Source organism: Arthrobacter sp. 35W, assembly GCF_000482545.1.
GTDB lineage: Bacteria > Actinomycetota > Actinomycetes > Actinomycetales > Micrococcaceae > Specibacter.
The window spans coordinates 1,568,554-1,587,530 of the sequence record NZ_KI519454.1; the positions used below are offsets into that span (position 1 = coordinate 1,568,554).

Here is an 18,977-nt window from a genome sequence, read left to right on the forward strand (position 1 = left end):
TCAGGAGGCGTCTACGCCTGTTTATCCAGCTGCGTGAGAATGCCGGCAAGAGCTTTGGCATGCGTCACTGGGGTGTGGGCCTTGAGCAGAGGCAGGATGAGCGCGTACCGTTCGGTTCGACCGAGACGCTCGAAGGCAGTACGGGCGGGCGGGTGGTCCGCCAGCGCCGCCGCCAGCTCGGAGGGGACGTCCGCTGTGCGTTGGGATTCGTACGCAGCCGACCACCGCCCGTCCGCCTTGGCGTCGTCGACCTCCTTGATCGCGGCCGGCCGCATGCGTCCGGCCGCGATCAGTGATTCTGCCCGTGCCACATTGATCTTCGACCACGGGCTCCTTGGCCTGCGGCGGGAGTACCGCTGAAGGAAGGACTCCGCATCGCAGGCCTTGCGCAGACCGTCGATCCACCCGAAGCACAGGGCCACATCTCCCGCCTCGGCAATCGTGATCAGGGCGGCATTGGAGTTCCGCTTCCCGATCCTCAGCCAGGCTTCGGACTGGGTCTCGTGGTGGTCGGCCAGCCAGGCCTCCCAGGCGGCCGCCTCGATGAAATCCATGGCCTCCACGCCTAAGCGTCCTTTGCTGATCCGAGCACATCCAGATAGTGCGGGTTCGTCATGACCCCCAGCACGTTGCCGAAGGGATCGACCACCGAGGCGGTGACGAAACCGGAGTCGCCGCGCGCCGTGATGGGCTGGTACTCCGTTGCGCCCATCGACAACAGCCGCTCCACGGTTTCGGCCAGATCATCAACATGCCAGTACATCACCGCGCCGGCGGGCTTGATCGCTGCCAGTCCAGCCGGGTCGGCAGCGGTCTGAGACGGACTGTACCGGCCGTCGATGATGCCCAGCTCGTGCTGGTGGTCACCGATGCGAAACTCGGCATAGGCCAGCTTCCCGTCCGGCCCGGACCGAATGAAATAGGGTTCAAAGCCCAGGAACTTCGCATACCAATCGGCGGCAGCCTGAACATCCGTGGCCCAGAAGCTGATGGTGCTGAATCCTCGCAGGCTCATTGCGCCTTACCTTCCACTGGCTGGTCGATCCTACTCGCCACCATATTGGCTATTGCCCGGTGCCGGCCAGCCCTTAGGCAGAGGTAGGCACGGTGTGGCGATCTGCTTTGTTCGACAACGTTGGATGGCGGGCGGATACTGAAGAATCATGAAGCCTTCCCACAGTGGGCTGCGCATTCAGCTCCTCGGCTCGTTTGTCGTGTACGTCAACGGCACCGCTGTCGAGAACAGCCACTGGCGGCTGCAAAAGGCAAGGGCCGTGGTCGCGATGCTGGCCTTGGCGTCTGGACAGCGCGGCCGCCGCGACCAGGTGCTGGACCGCCTGTGGCCCGACTTGGAGCCAGTGGCCGCCGCACGGAATCTGCATCAGACCCTGTACGTCGCCCGCCGCACTCTCGCCGGTTCTGGAACCGGGAGCACCGGGCTGCTTGCCATCCGCGGTGATGTCGTCGTCCTCGATGACACGGGACCTGTCGCAGTTGATGTGCTGCAGTTTGAGCGCTCGGCCGCGGCAGCGTTGGCTGCCGGTGCCGAGGCAAGCCTGCGCGAAGCGGCAGGCTTGTACAGCGGCGATCTTCTGCCAGATCTGCCGGATGCGGAGTGGCTCACGATGCGCCGCGGCGAACTCCGGGAGACCCATCGCGAGGTCCTGGTGAAACTGGCGTCCGTGGTGGCGCAGCGCGCACCGGAGGAAGCCTTGGCCATCCTCACCCGTGCCCTCGAATCCGACCCCGTCCATGAGGGCGCCGTGCGGGCCCAGATGACGGCGCTGGCCGCACTGGGCCGGCGTTCGGAGGCCCTGGCCCGCTATGAGCGCCTGGTTGATGACCTCCTCGATACGTTCGGGACCGACCCGGACCCCCGGACTGCCGGACTCTTCCGGGAGTTGTTGACGGGATCGCCGCCCGAAGAACGCCGCCGCCGGCCCGACGGCGTGGCCGGCATCGACGACGTCGTCGGCCATCTCCCATCCCCATTGACGAGCTTCATCGGGCGCGAGCGTGAGCTCGTTGACGTCGAACGGTTGATCAGCCGTGCCCGCCTGCTCACCCTTACCGGTGCCGGCGGCAGCGGCAAGACCAGGCTCGCGCTGGAAGCCGCGAAGCGAGCCCGCCCCGGATACGTGGACGGAGTCTGGTTCGTCGACCTCGCGGGCGTGGGGGAGCCGCTGCTGGTCGCTGACGCTGTAGCCGAGGCCCTGGACTTGGATTCCGGGGCGGCGCCAAACCGCATGCGCGCACTGGTGGACCAACTGCGGCGGCACTCGCTGCTCCTGGTGCTGGACAACTGCGAACACCTCCTGTCGGCCTGCGCGCAGCTCGTCGTCGCGCTGCTGGCCGGAGCCCCGGATGTCAAAGTCCTGGCCACCAGCCGGGAGCCGCTCCATGTCGACGGGGAGTACACCTTCCGGGTGCCGTCACTGCCCCTGCCATCGCCCGTTGGCGCCGATGCCCCCGATCTGGCCGAGATTGGCCTCTTGCCATCCGTCCGGCTTTTCGTGGAGCGGTCGGCCCAGGTTCGTCCGGGCTTCACCCTCGACGCCGGCAATGCGCAGGAGGTGGTCGAGTTGTGCCGCCGCCTCGACGGGATGCCTCTGGCTCTGGAATTGGCAGCGGCCAGAACCGCCGTTCTTGAGCCCGGTGAGATCGTCCAGCGGTTGGACGATGCCTTGTCCATGCTCAGTGGTGGAAGCAACGTTGCCACGCGGCGACAGACCCTGCGGGGCACTCTGGAATGGAGCCACGACCTGCTCGCCGAACACGAGCAGGTTTTGCTGCGCCGATTGTCGGTGTTCGCGGGTGGCTTCACCCTCGACGCCGTCGAGGCCGTCTGTCCTGCCGCAACCCTGAACGAAACTGAGCTTTTCGACCTGTTGGCCAAGCTGGTGGACAAGTCCTTGGTGGTCACCGAAAGAACGGCGGCCGGGACGAGATACCGGCAATTGGAAACGGTCCGCCTGTTTTGCCAGGAGAATCTCGACCGTGCAGGCGAAACATCACAGTTGGCTCAGGCGCATTGTGCCCATTTCCTTGCCTTCGCCGTCGCCCACAACCCCGAGCGGGCCATCGGAATTGTCATAGAGCAGCCGACGCTGCTTGACCGTGAGCACGACAATCTGCGGGCGGCACTGCGCTGGTCGTGTGCCCACGAGCCCGATACCGCACTGCGGCTCGCCGCCAGCCTGTGGCGCTACTGGTTCGTCCGCGGCCATGCTGTCGAAGGCGCACGCTGGGTCGAGCGGGCCTTGGCCGTGGCATCTGGCCCGACCCGGCCGCGCGCGGCTGCCCTCATTGGTCTGACCGGGCTGTACAGCAGGCAAGGTCGCAGTGATCGGCACCGGGCGCTGGGTGCTGAGGCCTTGGAGATCGTGCGGCAGATCGGCGAACCCCATGAGGTGGTGATGGCCCGCCTCGTTGAGACCTCGCTCGCCTGGAGCACTTTCGACCTGGACGAGGCCGAACAGCTGGCGGTCGATGTGCACACCGAAGCCGTCGATGCGGGCAGGGCCGAATATGCCGCTGCCAGCAGCTGGCTGCTCGGGCAGTGCGCGCTGTCCCGGGAGGACGGACCCCGTGCCGCCGGCCACCTCGAGACCTGCCTGCGCGAACTCGGCCAGTCAGACACCAGCGCTCCGCCATTCCTCCCGGTGATCACACCGAGCCTGCAACTGGTTCCGATCGTGGGACGTTTGGTCCCCTGCCTCGAGGAGACCTTGTTGTTGGGCCGGCGGGTCGGTGCCATCCAAGCCACAGGCTATGTACTGTCCGCGCTCGGTTATGCGGCCCGCTTGTCGGCAGACCCGACGTCTGCACTTGCGCTCATTGAGGATGCGGCCGAACTCTTCGCGGAGTTGGGGGACGATCTGGCCAGGGCGCAGACTCTCCACCAGCTTGGCTGCATCCTGCGCGACACCGGCGAGAACAGCGCGGCCGCGCAGGCCCTGTCCCAGGCCTGGGAGCTCCGGCACGGTTTGGGGGATCGTCGGGGGGAGCTGCTGACGGAGATCAACACCGCCCTGCTTCACGCCATGGATGGTGAGATCTACAGCGGCCTGGCCGACGCGCGGCGCTGCCTTTCCGGGTTCGACTCCGCGGGGGACCAGGTGGGGGTGGGTGCCACCTTGACCATTCTGGGGGCCATCGAGCTGATGTCCGGGGAGGTCCGCGCTGCCCGGGAAATGTACAGGCGGGCAGCGGAAAGGGTCGACCCGTGGCGCCGGCATGCCGGCTGGCAACGGTTGATGGTGGCGGAGCTGTCCAACGACCTCGGAGACCGGCAGCGGGCAGGGCGCGAGATGGAGAAGGCCGCGGCGATTTTCGACCAAACCAGGTGCGTCATCGCCTCCCAGCGGTTGGCCGTGCTGCGCAGTCAGTACCCAGGCGGAGATGGCGGAATCCTGTTGAGTTCTCGTTGAGGACCGGTCATTAGCGTTGCTTTTGGATCCGACAAATGGATCAGACAAGACAAACAGCAATCAGGAGCATCGCATCATGACAACTACGCAGACAGGGCAGACCCGCATTGGGGAGCCCACCATCGCCGAGTTCGCCGCTGGCCTGCGCGGCACGGTCGTCCGGCCGGGCGACGCTGACTACGATCAGGAACGCAGCATCTGGAATGGGGCCCACGACCGCCGCCCGCTGCTCATCGCACGCTGTGCGGGCGTGGCCGATGTGGTCCGCACTGTCGATCTCGCACGCAGCGAGGGGCTGCCGTTGGCCGTCCGCGGCGGTGGCCACTCGATCCCCGGGTTTTCCACCGTCGACGACGGCATTGTGCTGGACCTTTCGCTGATGAAGGGCGTCCAGGTGGACCCTGCCCGCCGCCGCGTGTTGGCGCAGGCCGGATGCACCTGGAAGGACGTGGATGCGGAGACCCAGCAATTTGGGCTTGCCGTGACCGGCGGCCTGGTGTCGTCAACCGGCCTTGCCGGCTTCACCACCGGCGGTGGCATCGGCTGGCTCGTCCGCAAGCACGGGCTGGCCAGCGACAACCTGATCGGAGCCGACGTCGTCACCGCCGACGGGCAGTTTGTCCACGCCAGCGCCGAGGAGCACGCTGATCTGTTCTGGGGGCTGCGCGGCGGCGGCGGCAATTTCGGTGTGGTGACGTCCTTCGAGTACCAACTGCACGAGGTGGGGCCCACCGTTTTCTCCGGTCTGGTGTTCTACCCCGCAGAAGAGGCCGAGCAGGTGTTGCGCGGATTCCGTGCGGCCTGCGCTGAGGCACCCGATGAGCTGACGACGCTGGTCAACATGACCACAGCCCCGCCCGTCCCGTTCCTGCCGGAATCCGTGCACGGCAAGCCTGTCATCGCCGTGGGAGGGTGCTGGTCCGGAGATTCCGATGCCGGCGAGGCCGCCACGGCGCCGTTCCGGTCATTGGGGACGGTCATCGCCGATGTGTTCGGTGCCAACCCGTATGCAGGGTGGCAGCAGGCACTCGATCCGCTGTACCCAAGGGGCATGCACAACTACTTCCGCTCGGCCTTTCTGCGCACCGCTGACGACGCATCCGTGCGCGTACTGCTGGACTCGTTTGCCGCATTCCCCAATGCCATGTCGGAGATCCACGTGCACCACCTTGGCGGTGCCGTGGCCCGGGTTCCGGCCGACGCAACGGCCTTCGCGGTCCGCGACCGGGACTTCATCGTCAACGTCATTGCGCGCACGCCAGCGGCGGAAGGCTTCGCGGATGCCGTCGAATGGGCCCGCGGTGTGACGTCCGCGCTCGGTCCGGACGCCGGGGTCTACGTGAATTTCACCGGCGAATCGGACGCGGCGCTGGTCCGGGCGTCGTACCCGGACGACACCTACCGGAGGCTCGTGGAACTGAAGAACGAATATGATCCAACCAATCTGTTCCGGTTGAACCAGAACATCGCCCCCACTGTCTGACGGCAGCACCTGGCTGGGAAGCCGCGTCGGCTGGGACAGGAAGATCCCCGGGATTGCCGGGGGTCTTCCTGTGTTTGGGGCCCGGGGCAAGCGTGGGCTGGACGGAAGGATGGCTCTGAACTGTCCTCGTTCGAGGTAGTGCGCTCCCCATCGGCGGATGACCCTGCCAAGGTAGGGATCCCGTTGCTCCAGCTCCCTGTCACCACGCAGCAAGGTGGTGTAGCCGGCCTTACTTTCCGCCCGCTCTCGAAAATCTGACCGTCCCATCAACACGACAACGACCATTGCGCTAAGGACCACGGCGGCCACCGCTGGATTCGTAAGCCACGATTGCGGCATTCCTAAAACGCAGATGCTTAGTCTCGGGCGGTCAGCATTGATTCAATAGCCTGTGCGGCATTAGTTAGCTCTTCGCCGGGGTCAATGACAAGTTCGCCGGTTAGGCTCCATCCTTGCCGCTCCGATGCTTGCAGAAGCTCGATTGAGAACCTGACATGGCCGTCATGCTTTGCAGTTAACCGCAGATCGTCTTCAAGGGATTCGTATGTTTTGGTATTTGACCAGCCGCGCCAATTGAGGGACAGATCATTGAAGAATCGCAGCAGATCGTCGAATCCATTGATAGTTACTACACGCCGGCTTGCACGCAACCCCAGGAGATCTACAGTCACCAATATGCTCTCGACCATCCCGGCTGGACTTCGTTCGGGGTGTTCAAAGATGAGCGAGCCTGAGTTGCCAATCCTCACCGATTCCATGAAACATCCTCCTTCCTTTTTCTTATGTCGGCCCGTTCGTGTGCGCGCTTATCGGCGTCGTTCTTGGCGGCTCGGAGGACTTCCAGAAACTCTTCCCGTGAGAGGTAGTTCTCGCCGGGGCGGCGGATTGCCTTTCCAAGGTAGGGATCCCGCTGCTCCAATGTCCGGTCTCCGTGCAGCAAGGTGGTGTAGCCAGTCCTGGTTTCCGCCCACTCTTTCGATGCAACCCGGCCGATAAGCGTTGATACGAACATCACACTAATGAACATTGCAATCACCATGGAATTTGTCAGCCACGACTGTGGCACACCCGAAACGCTAAGCACAAAGGTACCGAAGCAAATCACTACAGCGACGGTTGTGCATCTGATACGCCACAGCCGGAGGGTAAAGGCGGTGGGACCTGCAATGAGGTGGCGGTCAGGGTCGTAGGCTGCCAAGCAAATGGTCCAATTCTGTAGGTTGAAAGGTCGGCGCTGGTGCTGGGATTCGCTTGTCAGACCCAGCCCATTGACCCTGGCCCTCCGCTCCAAGCCAGCCTAGATGGCAGGTCCAGCGGAAACGACGCTCGACCGAGGTGTGTTGCGCCAGCTCGGGAGCCCCCGACGAGCTTTGCTGGGAACAGTGGGCATATGCTTCGCCACCACTGCGCCGCTAACGTTGGTCCATAGTCGATCGAGCCGTCCCCAACCTGCCGTCGCGAGACTTCGCGGTGACCTCGGAGGGTTACGTCCCGTGGAGTGGTGTAGTTCCTCCCTGGCTGCGCGTTGCCCCGGGCAACGTAGTGAGCCACCGTGCGATGGTCAGTGAGTACCGACTAAAGAACTCACAAAGGACACCACACGATGGCTCTTGACCAGTCTGCCCTGCTCGACCTCATCGCTCAACTGAAGCTGACCGATGTCACCGACCGCGTCCGGTCCGCGACCGAGTCGCTGTAGCAGGAACTGATCGATGCGGAAGCGACCGCGTTGATCGGCGCCGCTCCGTTCGACCGCACCGGCGACCGCAACGGGACGAGGCCCCGAACCCTGACCACGACGGCCGGTGACCATCATCTGAGGATCCCAAAGCTGCGTCAGGGGTCCTTCTTCCCGGCGTTGCTGGAGCCGCGGCGCCGCGTGGACCAGGCGTTGTTCGCGGTCGTGATGGAAGCGTACGTGCACGGCGTCTCGACCCGGAAAGTCGACGATCTCGTCAAAGCGCTCGGCGCCGACACCGGGAAATCAAAGTCCGAAGTGTCCCGCATCTGCACCGGTCTGGATGCCGAAGTCGCCCAGTTCCGCGACCGCACCCTGGACAGCCAGCATTACCCCTATGTGTTCCTCGACGCGACCTACTGCAAGGCCCGTGTCGGGCACCGCATCGTCTCCCAGGCCATGGTCGTCGCCGTCGGGGTGGCTGCGGACGGGCGCCGGGAGGTCCTCGGGTTCGACGTCGGAGACAGCGAGAACGAGGGGTTCTGGACCTCGTTCCCCAGGCCGCTGAAAACCCGCGGCCTGGACGGGGTAAACCTCGTGATGTCCAACGCCCACACCGGGCTGAAGAAGGCGATCGGCACCGTTTTCCAGGGTGCCGGCTGGCAAAGATGCCGGGTGCATTTCATGCGCAACGTGCTCTCCACCGTGCCCAAAGGATCGCAGGAAATGGTGGCCTCGATCATCCGCACAATCTTCGCCCACCCCGACAGTGACCACATCGTGAAGCAATTCGGTGAAGTCACCACCATGCTTGGCCGGTCGCATCCATGGGTCGCCGAAATGCTCACCAACGCCCAATCTGACCTGCTCGCCTTTGCCGATTTCCCACAGCGCCACTGGCACCAGAGTTAGTCCACGAACCCGCTGGAGCGCCTCAACCAGGAAATCAAACGCCGAACAGACGTCGTCGGCGTGTTCCCCAACGCTGCGGCGCTCCTGCGCCTGGCCGGGGCCGTCCTGATCGAACAGCACGACGAATGGGAGGCGGCGGACCGACGCTACTCATCCGAGGCCTCCATGCTCGAGCTGACCACGATGAACAACCCCGTCGAGGCCATCGAAGAGATCGTGCCCCTTCCGGAACTCACCGCCGCCTAAACTAGAACAACTGACCTGCACGGTGTCGAGAAACTCCACCACTCCGCGGGACGTGACCAAGTCGTCTGCACTCGCTCCGGTGGTGGACCCTTCATCGGGCATCAAGTCTGGCGAGGTATTTAGGAGGCTGTGACTTTTGACGATCCGCGGCGGCTCTCTTTGGGCGCTAAATGGCGGCATCAGTGAATGCGGCTATCGCTCTCAGGCCCTGTCGAGCCAAAGAGCCAGCTCACCAGCTGCGATCCAGCTCTGAATTTTGCGCTGCTGGTATCGTGGCCCAATGGTAAAGAGCAGCCGGATGAGTGTTCTCACTTCCCAGCAGGATGATTTTCCCCGCTGGTATCAGGACGTCTTGGAGAAGGCCGAGCTGGCCGAGAATGGTCCGGTGCGCGGCACGATGGTGATCCGACCGTATGCTTACAGTCTCTGGGAGCGGATGCAGGCAGAGGTCGACGGGCGCATTAAGGCGACCGGCGCTGAAAACGTCTATCTGCCCATGTTCATTCCACAGTCATACCTCGAACGAGAAGCCGAGCATGTCGAAGGTTTCAGCCCCGAGCTTGCCGTAGTCACGCACGCGGGTGGCAAAGAGTTGCCGGAGCCTGTCATTGTTAGGCCAACGAGCGAAACCTTGTTCGGCGAATTGATGTCCAAGTGGATCCAGTCGCATCGAGACCTGCCCATGCTGCTGAACCAATGGGCCAATGTTGTGCGGTGGGAAATGCGGCCTCGCCTGTTCCTGCGTACGTCGGAGTTCCTCTGGCAGGAAGGCCATACCGCGCATGCCACCCGTGAAGATGCGAACGCTTACGCGCTGCGAATCCACCTGGACGTGTATCGCGATTTCTTGCAAAACGTTCTCGCAATTCCTGTACTTGTAGGCGTCAAATCCCGGCGCGAGCGATTCGCGGGTGCAATCAACACGATGACCTGCGAGGCCATGATGGGCGATGGCAAGGCACTCCAGATGGCTACCAGTCATGAGTTGGGGCAGAACTTCGCGAAGGCATTCGACATCACCTTTGCCAGCAGCTCAGGACAGGTCGAAACGTGCTGGACCACGTCATGGGGCTCAAGCACGCGGATGGTCGGTGGGCTGATCATGGCGCACGGTGATAACCAAGGAATCCGCATACCGCCCCGCATCGCGCCAGTGCAGGTCGTGGTCCTCGCGGTGAAAGACGATGAACGGACCATGACGACTGCCTCTTCGCTCGTCGACGAACTGATCGCGGCAGGAGTGCGTGCCCGGCTCGACAATCGGACAACACAGAGCTTCGGCCGGCGTGCCACAGAGTGGGAGCTTAAGGGCGTCCCGGTCCGCCTGGAGGTTGGTCCCCGAGATCTCGAGTCGCGCCAAGCAACGATCGTGAGACGCGACACGGGCACTAAGGAATCGATCACGCTCGACACGATCAGCACAACCATTGTCGCTCTCCTGGAGGGTATGCACACCGAGATGATCGCAGCCGCCCGCCAGCGACTGACGGACCGCACGGTGGAGGCTGCGTCCGTGGTTGAGGCCCTCGAAGCGGCCAAGACAGGATTTGCCCGAATCCCATGGGATCAACTCGGCGAGGAAGGCGAGGAAGCACTCAACCGCGAGGCTGTTAGCGTCCGCTGCCTGCAAACCCGCGAAGGAACAGTGCCAAGCAGCGGTGACCTCGACTCCGACCTCATGGCGATTGTCGGCAGGAGTTACTAACGATTCCCGACGTGAGTATGAATTGACGCCTGCCAGCACACTGACTGCTGGCCACGGTTCGCAGCTCTGAAGAATCAACCAGTGCTTGCAGGTATCCACGTCTTTCTAGCTAGCCAGGTAGGGACATGAGCCGTCCCACTGAAGGTTCCCTGTCTGACGCTCGGCCGCACATCTTTAACGTCTCGGAGTATTAGGTGTTCTGCCGATCGCCGACGGATCGCTGGGTCAATCGTGGACGATCGCTGCATCGAACCAAATGTCTTCATAGTCAGGTGCAAGCAGAAACCGTGAACCCGGAGGCAGGGCCAGGTAGTCAATCACTTGCGGACACCAATTCACCAAGTGGGAGACGTGCAAGGGAACAAAGAAGTCGCTGTCTTCTGATAGTTCCTCCCCTGCCCAGATGTACCAACTCGTCGTATCTCCCACCGGAGCATGTCGCAGGCCGTTGATCGGCACTACGCCGTCTTGAACATTCCGGGAAATCCCGACTTTCATGTCCGCAGGACTAGCCAAGGGTTCAGCTCCGAAACGTAGACAAACATCGAGCTGCTGGTTGGATATGCCGTTCGTCTGATCCCCACGTTTCGATACAAATTCTCGTTTGTATTCCCAAGCTTGCCACGGTGATCTCGATGAGAGGCAGACTGTGTCCGATCCCGGACAGGAAGCAGTATCCAGACTGACCACCGGCTACCTAGACCGTTCTGTTCGGCCAGCTGCGGACGGCCCCGAATTTAACTGGCTTGTCGGCACTGCAATGTGGGGCCGTCCCGCAGGAGGTTCCGCTTGCGGGCGGGGATATGCTCAGGGCAACGTTGCCACATTTAGGTCTCCAGGTCCTCGTCGGGGTTCCTCAATGGCCGAAGTTCCGTGCCTGTGGCACCGGTCGTGAAAGAGTAGCGGCCCAGCATGTTGATGTGTTCCGAAACCAGCGGAGACAGGCGTTGCATGTCCTCGTCGGCAATGTTGACACCCCGGTCCCGCAGCCCAGTCAGCGGGTCGTCCAGGTAGCGGGTGTTCCACAGGATGACCGCGTTCAGGACCAGGCCAAGGGCTCCGAGCTGGTCTTCCTGGCCCTCCCGGTAGGACTGGCGTATCTGGCCTCTCCTGCCATGAAAGACGAGTCTGGCCAGCGCATGTCTGGATTCCTGCACAGTCAGCTGGGTATGAATCTGCCGGCGGTATCCCTCGTCAACATCGATGAAATCCAGCAGATGCTCGGTCTTGGCTATTCTGCCGTACTCCGCCAACGCCTTTCCGAGCAGGCTTGGTGTCCCACCGCCCTGGGTAACCCGCAGGATTTCCGAGGCGCGCACGGTCCCGGCAATCAAGGACCCAGCAAAGCGAAGCATGTCCGGCCAGCTCGCCGTAATGAGCTCCATATTGATTCGGTTGCGGCCGGCCACCGCGTTCAGCTTCCCATAGTCCGCCGTGGCGTCGATGCGCCAGAACCGTTGGTCCGGCAACCCGGCCAGACGGGGCGAGAACCGGTATCCGAGCAGGGTGAAAAGCCCGAAGACCTGGTCCGAGTAGGAGGCCGTATCGCTGGCGACCATTTCGGGGCGTTGGCCGCCATCAAGATCGAACAGCCCATCCAAAATATGCAGGGAATCGCGGACCGTCCCCGGAACCACGACGGCACCCAGCCCGGAGTCTTGGTCGTTGAGATAGTTCAGCCAGGTCAATCCACGACCGTGGCCAAAGTACCGGGGATTTGCCCCGGAATTGACGGTGGCCACCGGCACCACGAACCGCATTCCATCGACGGACGCCAACAAGCCTGTGCCCCAGCGTTGCGCGAGTCCAAGACCGGACTGGGCCTGGATTAGACGGGCGTTGGCCGCTCGAAGCGTATCGGCGCGTACATAGTTCTGGTCGACGTGCGTCAGGCGTCCACGCGTCAGGGCGGGGTGGCCGTCCTTGACCACCGGTGTCAGGCCGACGTTGCATGCCTCGGCAACCAGGATAGCGGCGACCGAAACACCGAGCTGGCCCATCCTTGCGGAGGCCTCCGAGACGTGGCTAAATTCCGAGAGGAACCCCGTCCAGGAATGCACTTCCAGCAGCACATCGGGCAGATCCACCCGCGGCAGCATCCCGGAGACCAACCCCCGCAACTGCGTCAAGGACTCAGGGACCGTCTTGGCCTCCAAGGGTGAAAGGTGGACCTTGCCGGAATCATCAATGCGTACCGCGGGATTGTCGGCCAGTTGCTCGGCCGCCGCAAGATAACGGGCATCAAGGCGGTGGCGAACATCGGCCAGGTGGTCCGCTGGCTCTTCCGGCAGCTGGAGCGCCCTCAAGGTCTCAGTCTTGGTTTTCTGCCACGCCGGATCGGTGAGCAACCGCGCCCGGGGATCTCCCCAGCGACGCCCACCCACCACGAAAATGTCCCTACGCCGCAGCGCCTTATGGACGGCCTCCATCACGGCCACCGTGTAGGCCTTGCGATCGATCTCCTCCGCAACCGTGACCAGGCGCTGCCAAGCCGGCGAGAGCACGGACAGATCAACCTCGGCCGGGTCCTTCTTAAGGCCGTCCAGAACCTCCGGCAGCGCCGTCAGCGCCGCCAACGTTGGTGCTCCGCACGCGGTGGCCCCGAAGGGTGCCGCCGCGGCCAACGCCGGCAGGAACGAGCGCACGGTGGCGAACCGCCGCATCATCTCGGCTGCGGTGTCAGCCTCGGCTCCGTCGGGATTCACCACTTCGTTCACCACCTCCAGCGCGGCGCGCAGCTCGGGCAAGGACACCTGATCGGCCAGCACCGAGGCGGCCCCTGCGCCGGAATATTCCGTATTGCACAGGACCTCGACCAGTGTTTTCGCGGCCTTCGCCAATTGCAGTGAGGCCTTGGACAAGCGGGGCAGGGACTTCAACCGGGCCGCACTGGATTCCCTGGCCGCCTTGCGCAGAACGCGTTCGGTGACAATGGCATCCAGAGCATCACACAAATCATCGGCAATCTCCGACGTCAAGGCGCGCACGGCACAAAGCAATGTCGCACCCCGGCGCCGGCCCGATAGTCCTCGAAGCGATGAGGCCTTGCCCGCCAACCCGTAGCGGGCCAAGGCATTCATCCGGCCCTCGGGGATCATCTCCACGTCGATGGACTCGGCACCCAGCGCCCGCAAGCGGCCCAGCCGCTCCAACTGCCGCAACTACTCCGGCACCGACACCCGCGAGGGCCCGGTCCGCAGTCTTTCCCACGCGGTCAGCCGTGACCCCTCCCCAACGCGAAGCAGACCTTCCAATTCCAGAATCAAGGCGGGGCCGGCAGCGTCAACCAGCATGGAATGGAGGCGGTCATTTGCTCCGGCACAGACCTCTATAACCAGTCGTGTCAACGTAGAGACGCCGGGGAGAAGGACCTTGCGCTCACGCAGCCAGAGCACCGCCCGTTCAAACAGACGCACCGGTCCCTCCGACGACGTCCAGGCCCGGGCCTCCAGAAACAGCCTCAGCTCTTCGTACCGGGCCGGATCAGAGAAATCCGCATACCCGTAAACGGTGGAGATTTCCGCGGCGTGCTCATAACCGGTCTGTCCCCGCTGCGCGTACAGCTTGAGCACGGAAGCATCCGCAATACCCAACTGCCCGGCCAGGGATTCCACCAACGGCCACGGAACAGCCAATGGATCCGTCAGGAACCGCCCTGCCACCCGCACCGTGATCAGTTGGACAGCGAATCCCAGGCGGTTGTGCATTCCCCGACGGCGACCAACTACCGACAGGTCTGCATCGTCCAACCAACAGAAACGTTCCAGGTCCTCCGTCGATACCTCGTCGGGGAATCCGCCGAACCCTGCGGCCTGCTCATCACTTAGAAAATCGACCGCCACGGAACCCATTCAACAGGCCTCTGACTCCTTAGCGTGAATTTCCGGGCGCTTCTTCCCCAGACCCGGTCTCGTCGACGAGATCCGGCTGCTCGTCTGCCCGGCGTCGCGCGGCAGGGGAACGCGCATCTTCGAGGGCCAGCAGGACCTGCAGCTGCTTGAGGCCACCCCATTCGACAACGGTGTGGTGCTTCTGCGCTACGCCATCGTGAAATAAGCGGCGAGGTTCCGCATCGCGGTCGCGGACGGACCGATAGTCTCCCTGCCTAGCGTTCGTACAGTGCAGCCGTGGCGGTGGCAACTTCGCGCATCACGGCTTGCACCTCGGGTGGCCCAGTGACGCGGAGGTGGGTGCCGAATTGTAGGAGCTGACGCGCGGCCTCCGCCCGGTCATAGACGATGGTGATCTCTGCACGGTCGGGGTCAAGAGGATTGCTGCTGGTGAGCCGTGATCCCAGGATTCGTCGTGCGAGGTCAAGCCTGTCCGCCGCAAGCGTTGCAGTGACAGTGATTCCATTGCGGCTCCCGACAGATGTGCTGAGTTGCCGGCTCACGCTGGCCAGCGACTCACCCCGGCGCAGGGATCGGGCAGTTGGCAGGGTCTCCCAGCGCAGGAGCCTTTCCAGCGAATACAGCCGCGGCGTGGTGTTGATGTCTGCCACCAGGTACCAACGGCCTGCCTTCGCGAGGAGTCCATACGGGTCAACGGTGCGCCAAGACGCATCCTTCTCGGCACTGCTGCGGTAGTGGATCCGCAATCGCCGGCCCGTTTGGAGGTCTTTGGCGAGATCAGCGACGTCGGCCCCGGGTGTCCCGGGGCTGAACCAGGGCATATTGTCGATGACGACCAGCCCGGACAACGGCAGCAGGGAGTGGCCGGGCACGGGATGGCGCGAAGCCAGCTTCCGGTGGGCTGTGCGCGTTGGTGCTTCAACGCCGAGCTGCCGCGCTTGCCCAGGGTCCAGACCCAGAAGCTGCAGGGCATCGATCTCGGCGGGGCTGAGTCGGGATACATCAAGTTGCGAGCCTGGCAGCAGAACGACGCCTCCGTAGCGGCCTCGTTCAGCAAAAACCGGCACGTCGGCGTCGGTCAGGGTCGCCACGTCCCGCAGAACCGTCCGGACCGATACCTGCAACTCTTCAGCCAATTCAGGGGCGGTCATGCGGTGCCGCGTCTGGAGCAGCAACATCATCGAGAGCAGGCGTTGGGACTTCATTTCCCCATTATCGATCCATACCAGACAAGAACTGTCATGTATTGCTGTCAGGCTGGCTGTGGCCAGAAAACCACTACGCAGGAGCTTTGAAATGACTACACCGAACCTCTTTCTCATCTACGTCACAGACGTCGAGCGCGCCACTGCTTTCTACAGCGATTTGTTTGGGATGGAACCCGTCGTCACCACACCCCGCTACGTCCCGTTCGAGGTCGCCCCGGGTGTGCTGTTCGCCCTGTGGTCCGGTCGCGCCGACGCGGCCACGGCGGCCACACACCGAACCAGCGAGGTCGGGCTCATGCTCCCGGGCTCGACGGCGGCCGTGGACGACTGCTTCACCATCTGGGTGGCCAAGGGAGTCACCGTGATCGAAGAACCGTACGAGGAGGTCTTCGGACGCACCTTCGTGGTCGCCGATCCCGACGGAAACCTCATCCGCGTTTCCCCCATGGACTGACGCGCTCCCAATCGACCCGAAGGTCAGCGACTCTGGGCGTCGGACCGAACGACGGCGTTGATCACCTCGGCCGCTGTAGGCGCCGAGAGGTCTGGGGCAGCCATCCCGCTGGGCCATTCCTTGCCGCGCGATACCCAGCCTGTCCTCAGACCTGCCGCACGGCCGCCGGCGATGTCTGCGGTTGGGTGGTCACCGACCATCCAACCGTCGGCAGGATCGGCAAGGAGGCGCTTCGCGGCAATTGCGAAGATCCCGGGGTCGGGCTTCTTTACCTGCTCGGCCTCGGAAATGACAACGGCATCCACATACGGCTCCAGGCCGGCCACCTGGATCTTCAGCGTTTGTTGCGCCGTCGATCCATTGGTCACGACGCCAATTTTCCAACCGCTGCTGCGGGCACGGCGGAGAGCAGAGATTGTCCCAGGGTCTATGGTCAGCAAGTCCACGTGCTCCAAGAGAAGTGCATGAGCGAGATCCTCAATGCCCAGACCGGTGTCGAATCGATCCTTGATGGCACGCGCCAGAGATTCCCGCGGTTCGTAGCCATCGCGGTCGGCAGCAATGAGCCACTCGTCGTCCAGATCGGAACCCCCGAGTGACCGCACAAAAGTGGTGGCCCATAGGTTGAATGCCGATGCTCTATCAACCAACGTGTTGTCCAAATCCACGAGCAGCAGCATTCGTCCAGACTACCCATCCTCGGCTCGGCATTCACTGCCAGTGACTATCGATGGGTGTTTGTGGGCAATTGGCGGGACGGATTCAGCGAACCGAACTACCTTGGATGAATGGAGGAGTGGGGCAACCAAACAGGGGTCGTGATGTTCCCCGATGGGCGGCGGGTCCGGGGGACCGGACGCCGTCGTTCCCGTGGAACTGCCGAGCCGCCCGATTTCGCCGTCTACCTCCTTGGCCGCGCCCCGGGGGACCAGCCGTGGGAGCACCGCTGGGTCAAGTGGCGGGATTTCGGCCTGCCGGCTTCCACCCCTGAAGCAGTTGGGGTGCTGCGGGAGGCGTTCGAGAGATCGACGGCGGAGCGGGTTGAGATCTCCTGCAATGGCGGCGTTGGGCGGACGGGCACCGCTCTTGCCCTGATGGCGGTCATGTCAGGAATTCCAGCCTCCGACGCCGCAGCGTGGGTGCGCAGGAACTACCACCCACGCGCCGTCGAGACCCACCGCCAACGTCGGTGGATAATCGAGGCAGCAGCGTTGCTCTAGGACGGGTCGAGTTGCGTGCGCGATCGTGTACAGGCTGCGACTGCTGGCCGCGCCACGGATTCGCCGATGGAAAGGGGCGTGTCCTACGTGCCCGGAATTGTTCCGATGCAGCGCCCCTGGCTCCACCTGCTCTGGGCACTTCCGATTCCAGTGATTGTGGGTTTGGTGCTGCTGGTCAGCGCGCTCTGGGAATTCTGCGGAATCAACGGGAGCACAGGTGCCGGATACGGAATCAGCCGGAATCTCGGCGGCACAATCGGCAACCTTGCGCCAATACCTTTTCTGATTGGACTACCCGTCTTCCTCGTGCCTTGGGCACCCAACCACGCGTTCAGGGCAGTTGTCGCACTCGTAGTCGGATTCGCGTTCGCGGGACTGGGGTTCGCACTTCTCGTGTCGATGGCCTCGTAAATCAGCGACACAGAAAGCTTCGGGCCATAGCCAGTGCCACCGGTCCCGGCGCCCGATTCCTCCATGGGACGTGGTTGCTACGCCGTAGGTGTCATGACCTGGCTGACTGCCATCGGCTGCCCCGCAAGCACGCCTTGCGGTGCAGCCGTGGACCCTGTGGGTTGGCATTGCAGGCCATATGGGGATGATTCGGGCGTCAGCCCTTCTTCAGTTCCTGGGCGAGCATCACGAGGATTCCGCTGGGGCCGCGGAGGTAGGTGAGTTTGTAGACGTCGGAGTAGGTCGCCACGCCGCGTAGTGGATGGCACCCGTGCTTTGCGGCTATCTCAAGGGCCTTGTCGATGTCGTCCACGGAGAAAGCCACGCGGTGCATACCGATGTCGTTCGGTTGGGTTGGGTTCGTCTCGATCGCTGTGGGATGGATGTACTCGAATAGCTCAAGCCGGCCCTGACCGTCTGGGGTTTGGAGCATCGCGATGTTGGCGTGGTTTCCATCGAGTCCGACGGCGGTGTCGGTCCACTCGCCACTGACCGTGTCACGACCCATGACCGTCAGACCTAGGTCAGTGAAAAAGGCGATTGCTGCTTCGAGGTCGCGGACGGCGATGCCGACATTCTCAAGTTTGATGGCCATGCGTTGAAGCTACCAAGGCGGACCGACTATCTCCAGTGTTGAGGCACCATCGACGGCCGTGCGTGGTGTGGGTTGATAGGCGGACATGCGGGCCAGGTTGTTGAGGAAGCCGCCGCGCGTCGCAAGCAGCGAGGGAAGAAGCGCGTGGGCAAGCTGCACGGGCACCCGAACGGACCTGCCTAGCGTCCACCGCTTGCCAGGTAGTCGGCCGGGGCGTAGTGGATGCGGAGTTCTCGAATTTTGTCGCCGTCAAGCTGGAAGAATTCGGAGAATCGGACTGTTCCATGGGGGAGCTCTGCGTCGTACAGCACTGCCGCTCCGGCTGATGTGACAACGGCCTGAAGGATCGTGATGTCGCGAACCGTTTCGATGAAACCTCGTACGCCGTGGGTGAACCGGGTCCCGCCCGCAATCCGGCCGGCGATCGGACCGTCGAACACGAAGTCGTCTGTCAGCAGGGGGAGAAGGCCGCGGCCGTCCTCGTACGACTGGGCACCTGCAGTGAGGATGCCGTAGTAGCGGCGAAGCGTGGGGGATCCCTCGATGGGGGCCAGCGTTGACATGGTTCCTCCTGAATATGAGAGGTGCTTTATGCTCGATATTTTCACGTGCGCGAGCTGCTGTCACTCGGAGAATGCCGCTGCGTGGATTTGCAAGGAGGACTCCCGGGGATCGCAACGAACCTGCTCGCTTGGCCGGAAGGTTGGGGTCCTCCTATTCCCGGACGGCTCGCCGACGGTGCCTT

At 63.3% G+C, this 18,977-nt stretch carries 14 protein-coding genes and 2 pseudogenes; 6 read left to right on the forward strand and 10 right to left on the reverse strand.

The features are described from left to right. Positions 1 to 11: 11 nt before the first annotated feature. Complete coding sequence (locus K254_RS0106775; RefSeq protein WP_035749715.1) at positions 12 to 554, reverse strand: YdeI/OmpD-associated family protein; 543 nt, start codon at positions 552 to 554, stop codon at positions 12 to 14. 11 nt (positions 555 to 565) lie between these two features. After that, the gene (locus K254_RS0106780; protein ID WP_026554720.1) at positions 566 to 1,015 is read right to left on the reverse strand and encodes a VOC family protein; all 450 of its coding nucleotides are present in this window, start codon (positions 1,013 to 1,015) and stop codon (positions 566 to 568) included. Between the two features lie 148 nt (positions 1,016 to 1,163). Here K254_RS0106780 and K254_RS24775 point away from each other — a divergent pair, with 148 nt between their 5' ends. Both K254_RS24775 and K254_RS0106790 read left to right on the forward strand, forming a co-directional pair. Further along, complete coding sequence (locus K254_RS24775; protein WP_026554721.1) at positions 1,164 to 4,430, forward strand: AfsR/SARP family transcriptional regulator; 3,267 nt, start codon at positions 1,164 to 1,166, stop codon at positions 4,428 to 4,430. A gap of 76 nt (positions 4,431 to 4,506) precedes the next feature. Further along, positions 4,507 to 5,913, forward strand: coding sequence for an FAD-binding oxidoreductase (locus K254_RS0106790; protein ID WP_026554722.1), 1,407 nt, complete (start codon positions 4,507 to 4,509; stop codon positions 5,911 to 5,913). A 356-nt stretch (positions 5,914 to 6,269) separates the two neighbouring features. On the opposite strand, the gene K254_RS25645 is transcribed toward K254_RS0106790, so the two are convergent. Continuing rightward, positions 6,270 to 6,671 (reverse strand): DUF6228 family protein, encoded by a 402-nt coding sequence (locus K254_RS25645; RefSeq protein ID WP_155848469.1) that lies wholly within the window; start codon positions 6,669 to 6,671, stop codon positions 6,270 to 6,272. Further along, the gene (locus K254_RS25650; protein WP_155848470.1) at positions 6,659 to 7,111 is read right to left on the reverse strand and encodes a hypothetical protein; all 453 of its coding nucleotides are present in this window, start codon (positions 7,109 to 7,111) and stop codon (positions 6,659 to 6,661) included. Before K254_RS25650 ends, K254_RS25645 begins: the two co-directional genes overlap by 13 nt. Positions 7,112 to 7,516: 405 nt before the next feature. On the opposite strand from K254_RS25650, the pseudogene K254_RS22210 reads away from it, so the two are divergent. Both K254_RS22210 and proS read left to right on the forward strand, forming a co-directional pair. Next, positions 7,517 to 8,749, forward strand: a pseudogene (locus K254_RS22210) (IS256 family transposase). A 298-nt stretch (positions 8,750 to 9,047) separates the two neighbouring features. Beyond that, the gene (proS, locus tag K254_RS0106805; protein ID WP_026554724.1) at positions 9,048 to 10,454 is read left to right on the forward strand and encodes a proline--tRNA ligase; all 1,407 of its coding nucleotides are present in this window, start codon (positions 9,048 to 9,050) and stop codon (positions 10,452 to 10,454) included. Positions 10,455 to 10,679: 225 nt separating this feature from the next. Here proS and K254_RS26445 read toward each other — a convergent pair whose 3' ends face one another. From K254_RS26445 to K254_RS0106815, 3 genes and pseudogenes are all read right to left on the reverse strand, one after another. Next, positions 10,680 to 11,144, reverse strand: a complete 465-nt coding sequence (locus K254_RS26445; RefSeq protein ID WP_442853043.1) for an immunity protein Imm33 domain-containing protein — start codon at positions 11,142 to 11,144, stop codon at positions 10,680 to 10,682. A 137-nt stretch (positions 11,145 to 11,281) separates the two neighbouring features. Next, positions 11,282 to 14,296: pseudogene (locus tag K254_RS22215) on the reverse strand (Tn3 family transposase). Between the two features lie 263 nt (positions 14,297 to 14,559). Further along, complete coding sequence (locus K254_RS0106815; RefSeq protein WP_026554725.1) at positions 14,560 to 15,510, reverse strand: helix-turn-helix transcriptional regulator; 951 nt, start codon at positions 15,508 to 15,510, stop codon at positions 14,560 to 14,562. Between the two features lie 91 nt (positions 15,511 to 15,601). Here K254_RS0106815 and K254_RS0106820 point away from each other — a divergent pair, with 91 nt between their 5' ends. Continuing rightward, complete coding sequence (locus K254_RS0106820) at positions 15,602 to 15,967, forward strand: VOC family protein (protein ID WP_026554726.1); 366 nt, start codon at positions 15,602 to 15,604, stop codon at positions 15,965 to 15,967. Positions 15,968 to 15,990: 23 nt separating this feature from the next. Here K254_RS0106820 and K254_RS22220 read toward each other — a convergent pair whose 3' ends face one another. Then, positions 15,991 to 16,647, reverse strand: a complete 657-nt coding sequence (locus K254_RS22220; RefSeq protein ID WP_035749077.1) for an HAD family hydrolase — start codon at positions 16,645 to 16,647, stop codon at positions 15,991 to 15,993. 141 nt (positions 16,648 to 16,788) lie between these two features. Here K254_RS22220 and K254_RS0106830 point away from each other — a divergent pair, with 141 nt between their 5' ends. Continuing rightward, the gene (locus tag K254_RS0106830; RefSeq protein ID WP_231391853.1) at positions 16,789 to 17,187 is read left to right on the forward strand and encodes a protein-tyrosine phosphatase family protein; all 399 of its coding nucleotides are present in this window, start codon (positions 16,789 to 16,791) and stop codon (positions 17,185 to 17,187) included. 607 nt (positions 17,188 to 17,794) lie between these two features. Here the strand turns inward: K254_RS0106830 and K254_RS0106840 are convergent. Both K254_RS0106840 and K254_RS0106845 read right to left on the reverse strand, forming a co-directional pair. Continuing rightward, the gene (locus K254_RS0106840) at positions 17,795 to 18,232 is read right to left on the reverse strand and encodes a VOC family protein (protein ID WP_026554729.1); all 438 of its coding nucleotides are present in this window, start codon (positions 18,230 to 18,232) and stop codon (positions 17,795 to 17,797) included. Between the two features lie 179 nt (positions 18,233 to 18,411). Next, the gene (locus K254_RS0106845; RefSeq protein ID WP_026554730.1) at positions 18,412 to 18,795 is read right to left on the reverse strand and encodes a nuclear transport factor 2 family protein; all 384 of its coding nucleotides are present in this window, start codon (positions 18,793 to 18,795) and stop codon (positions 18,412 to 18,414) included. Between the last annotated feature and the right edge of the window lie 182 nt (positions 18,796 to 18,977).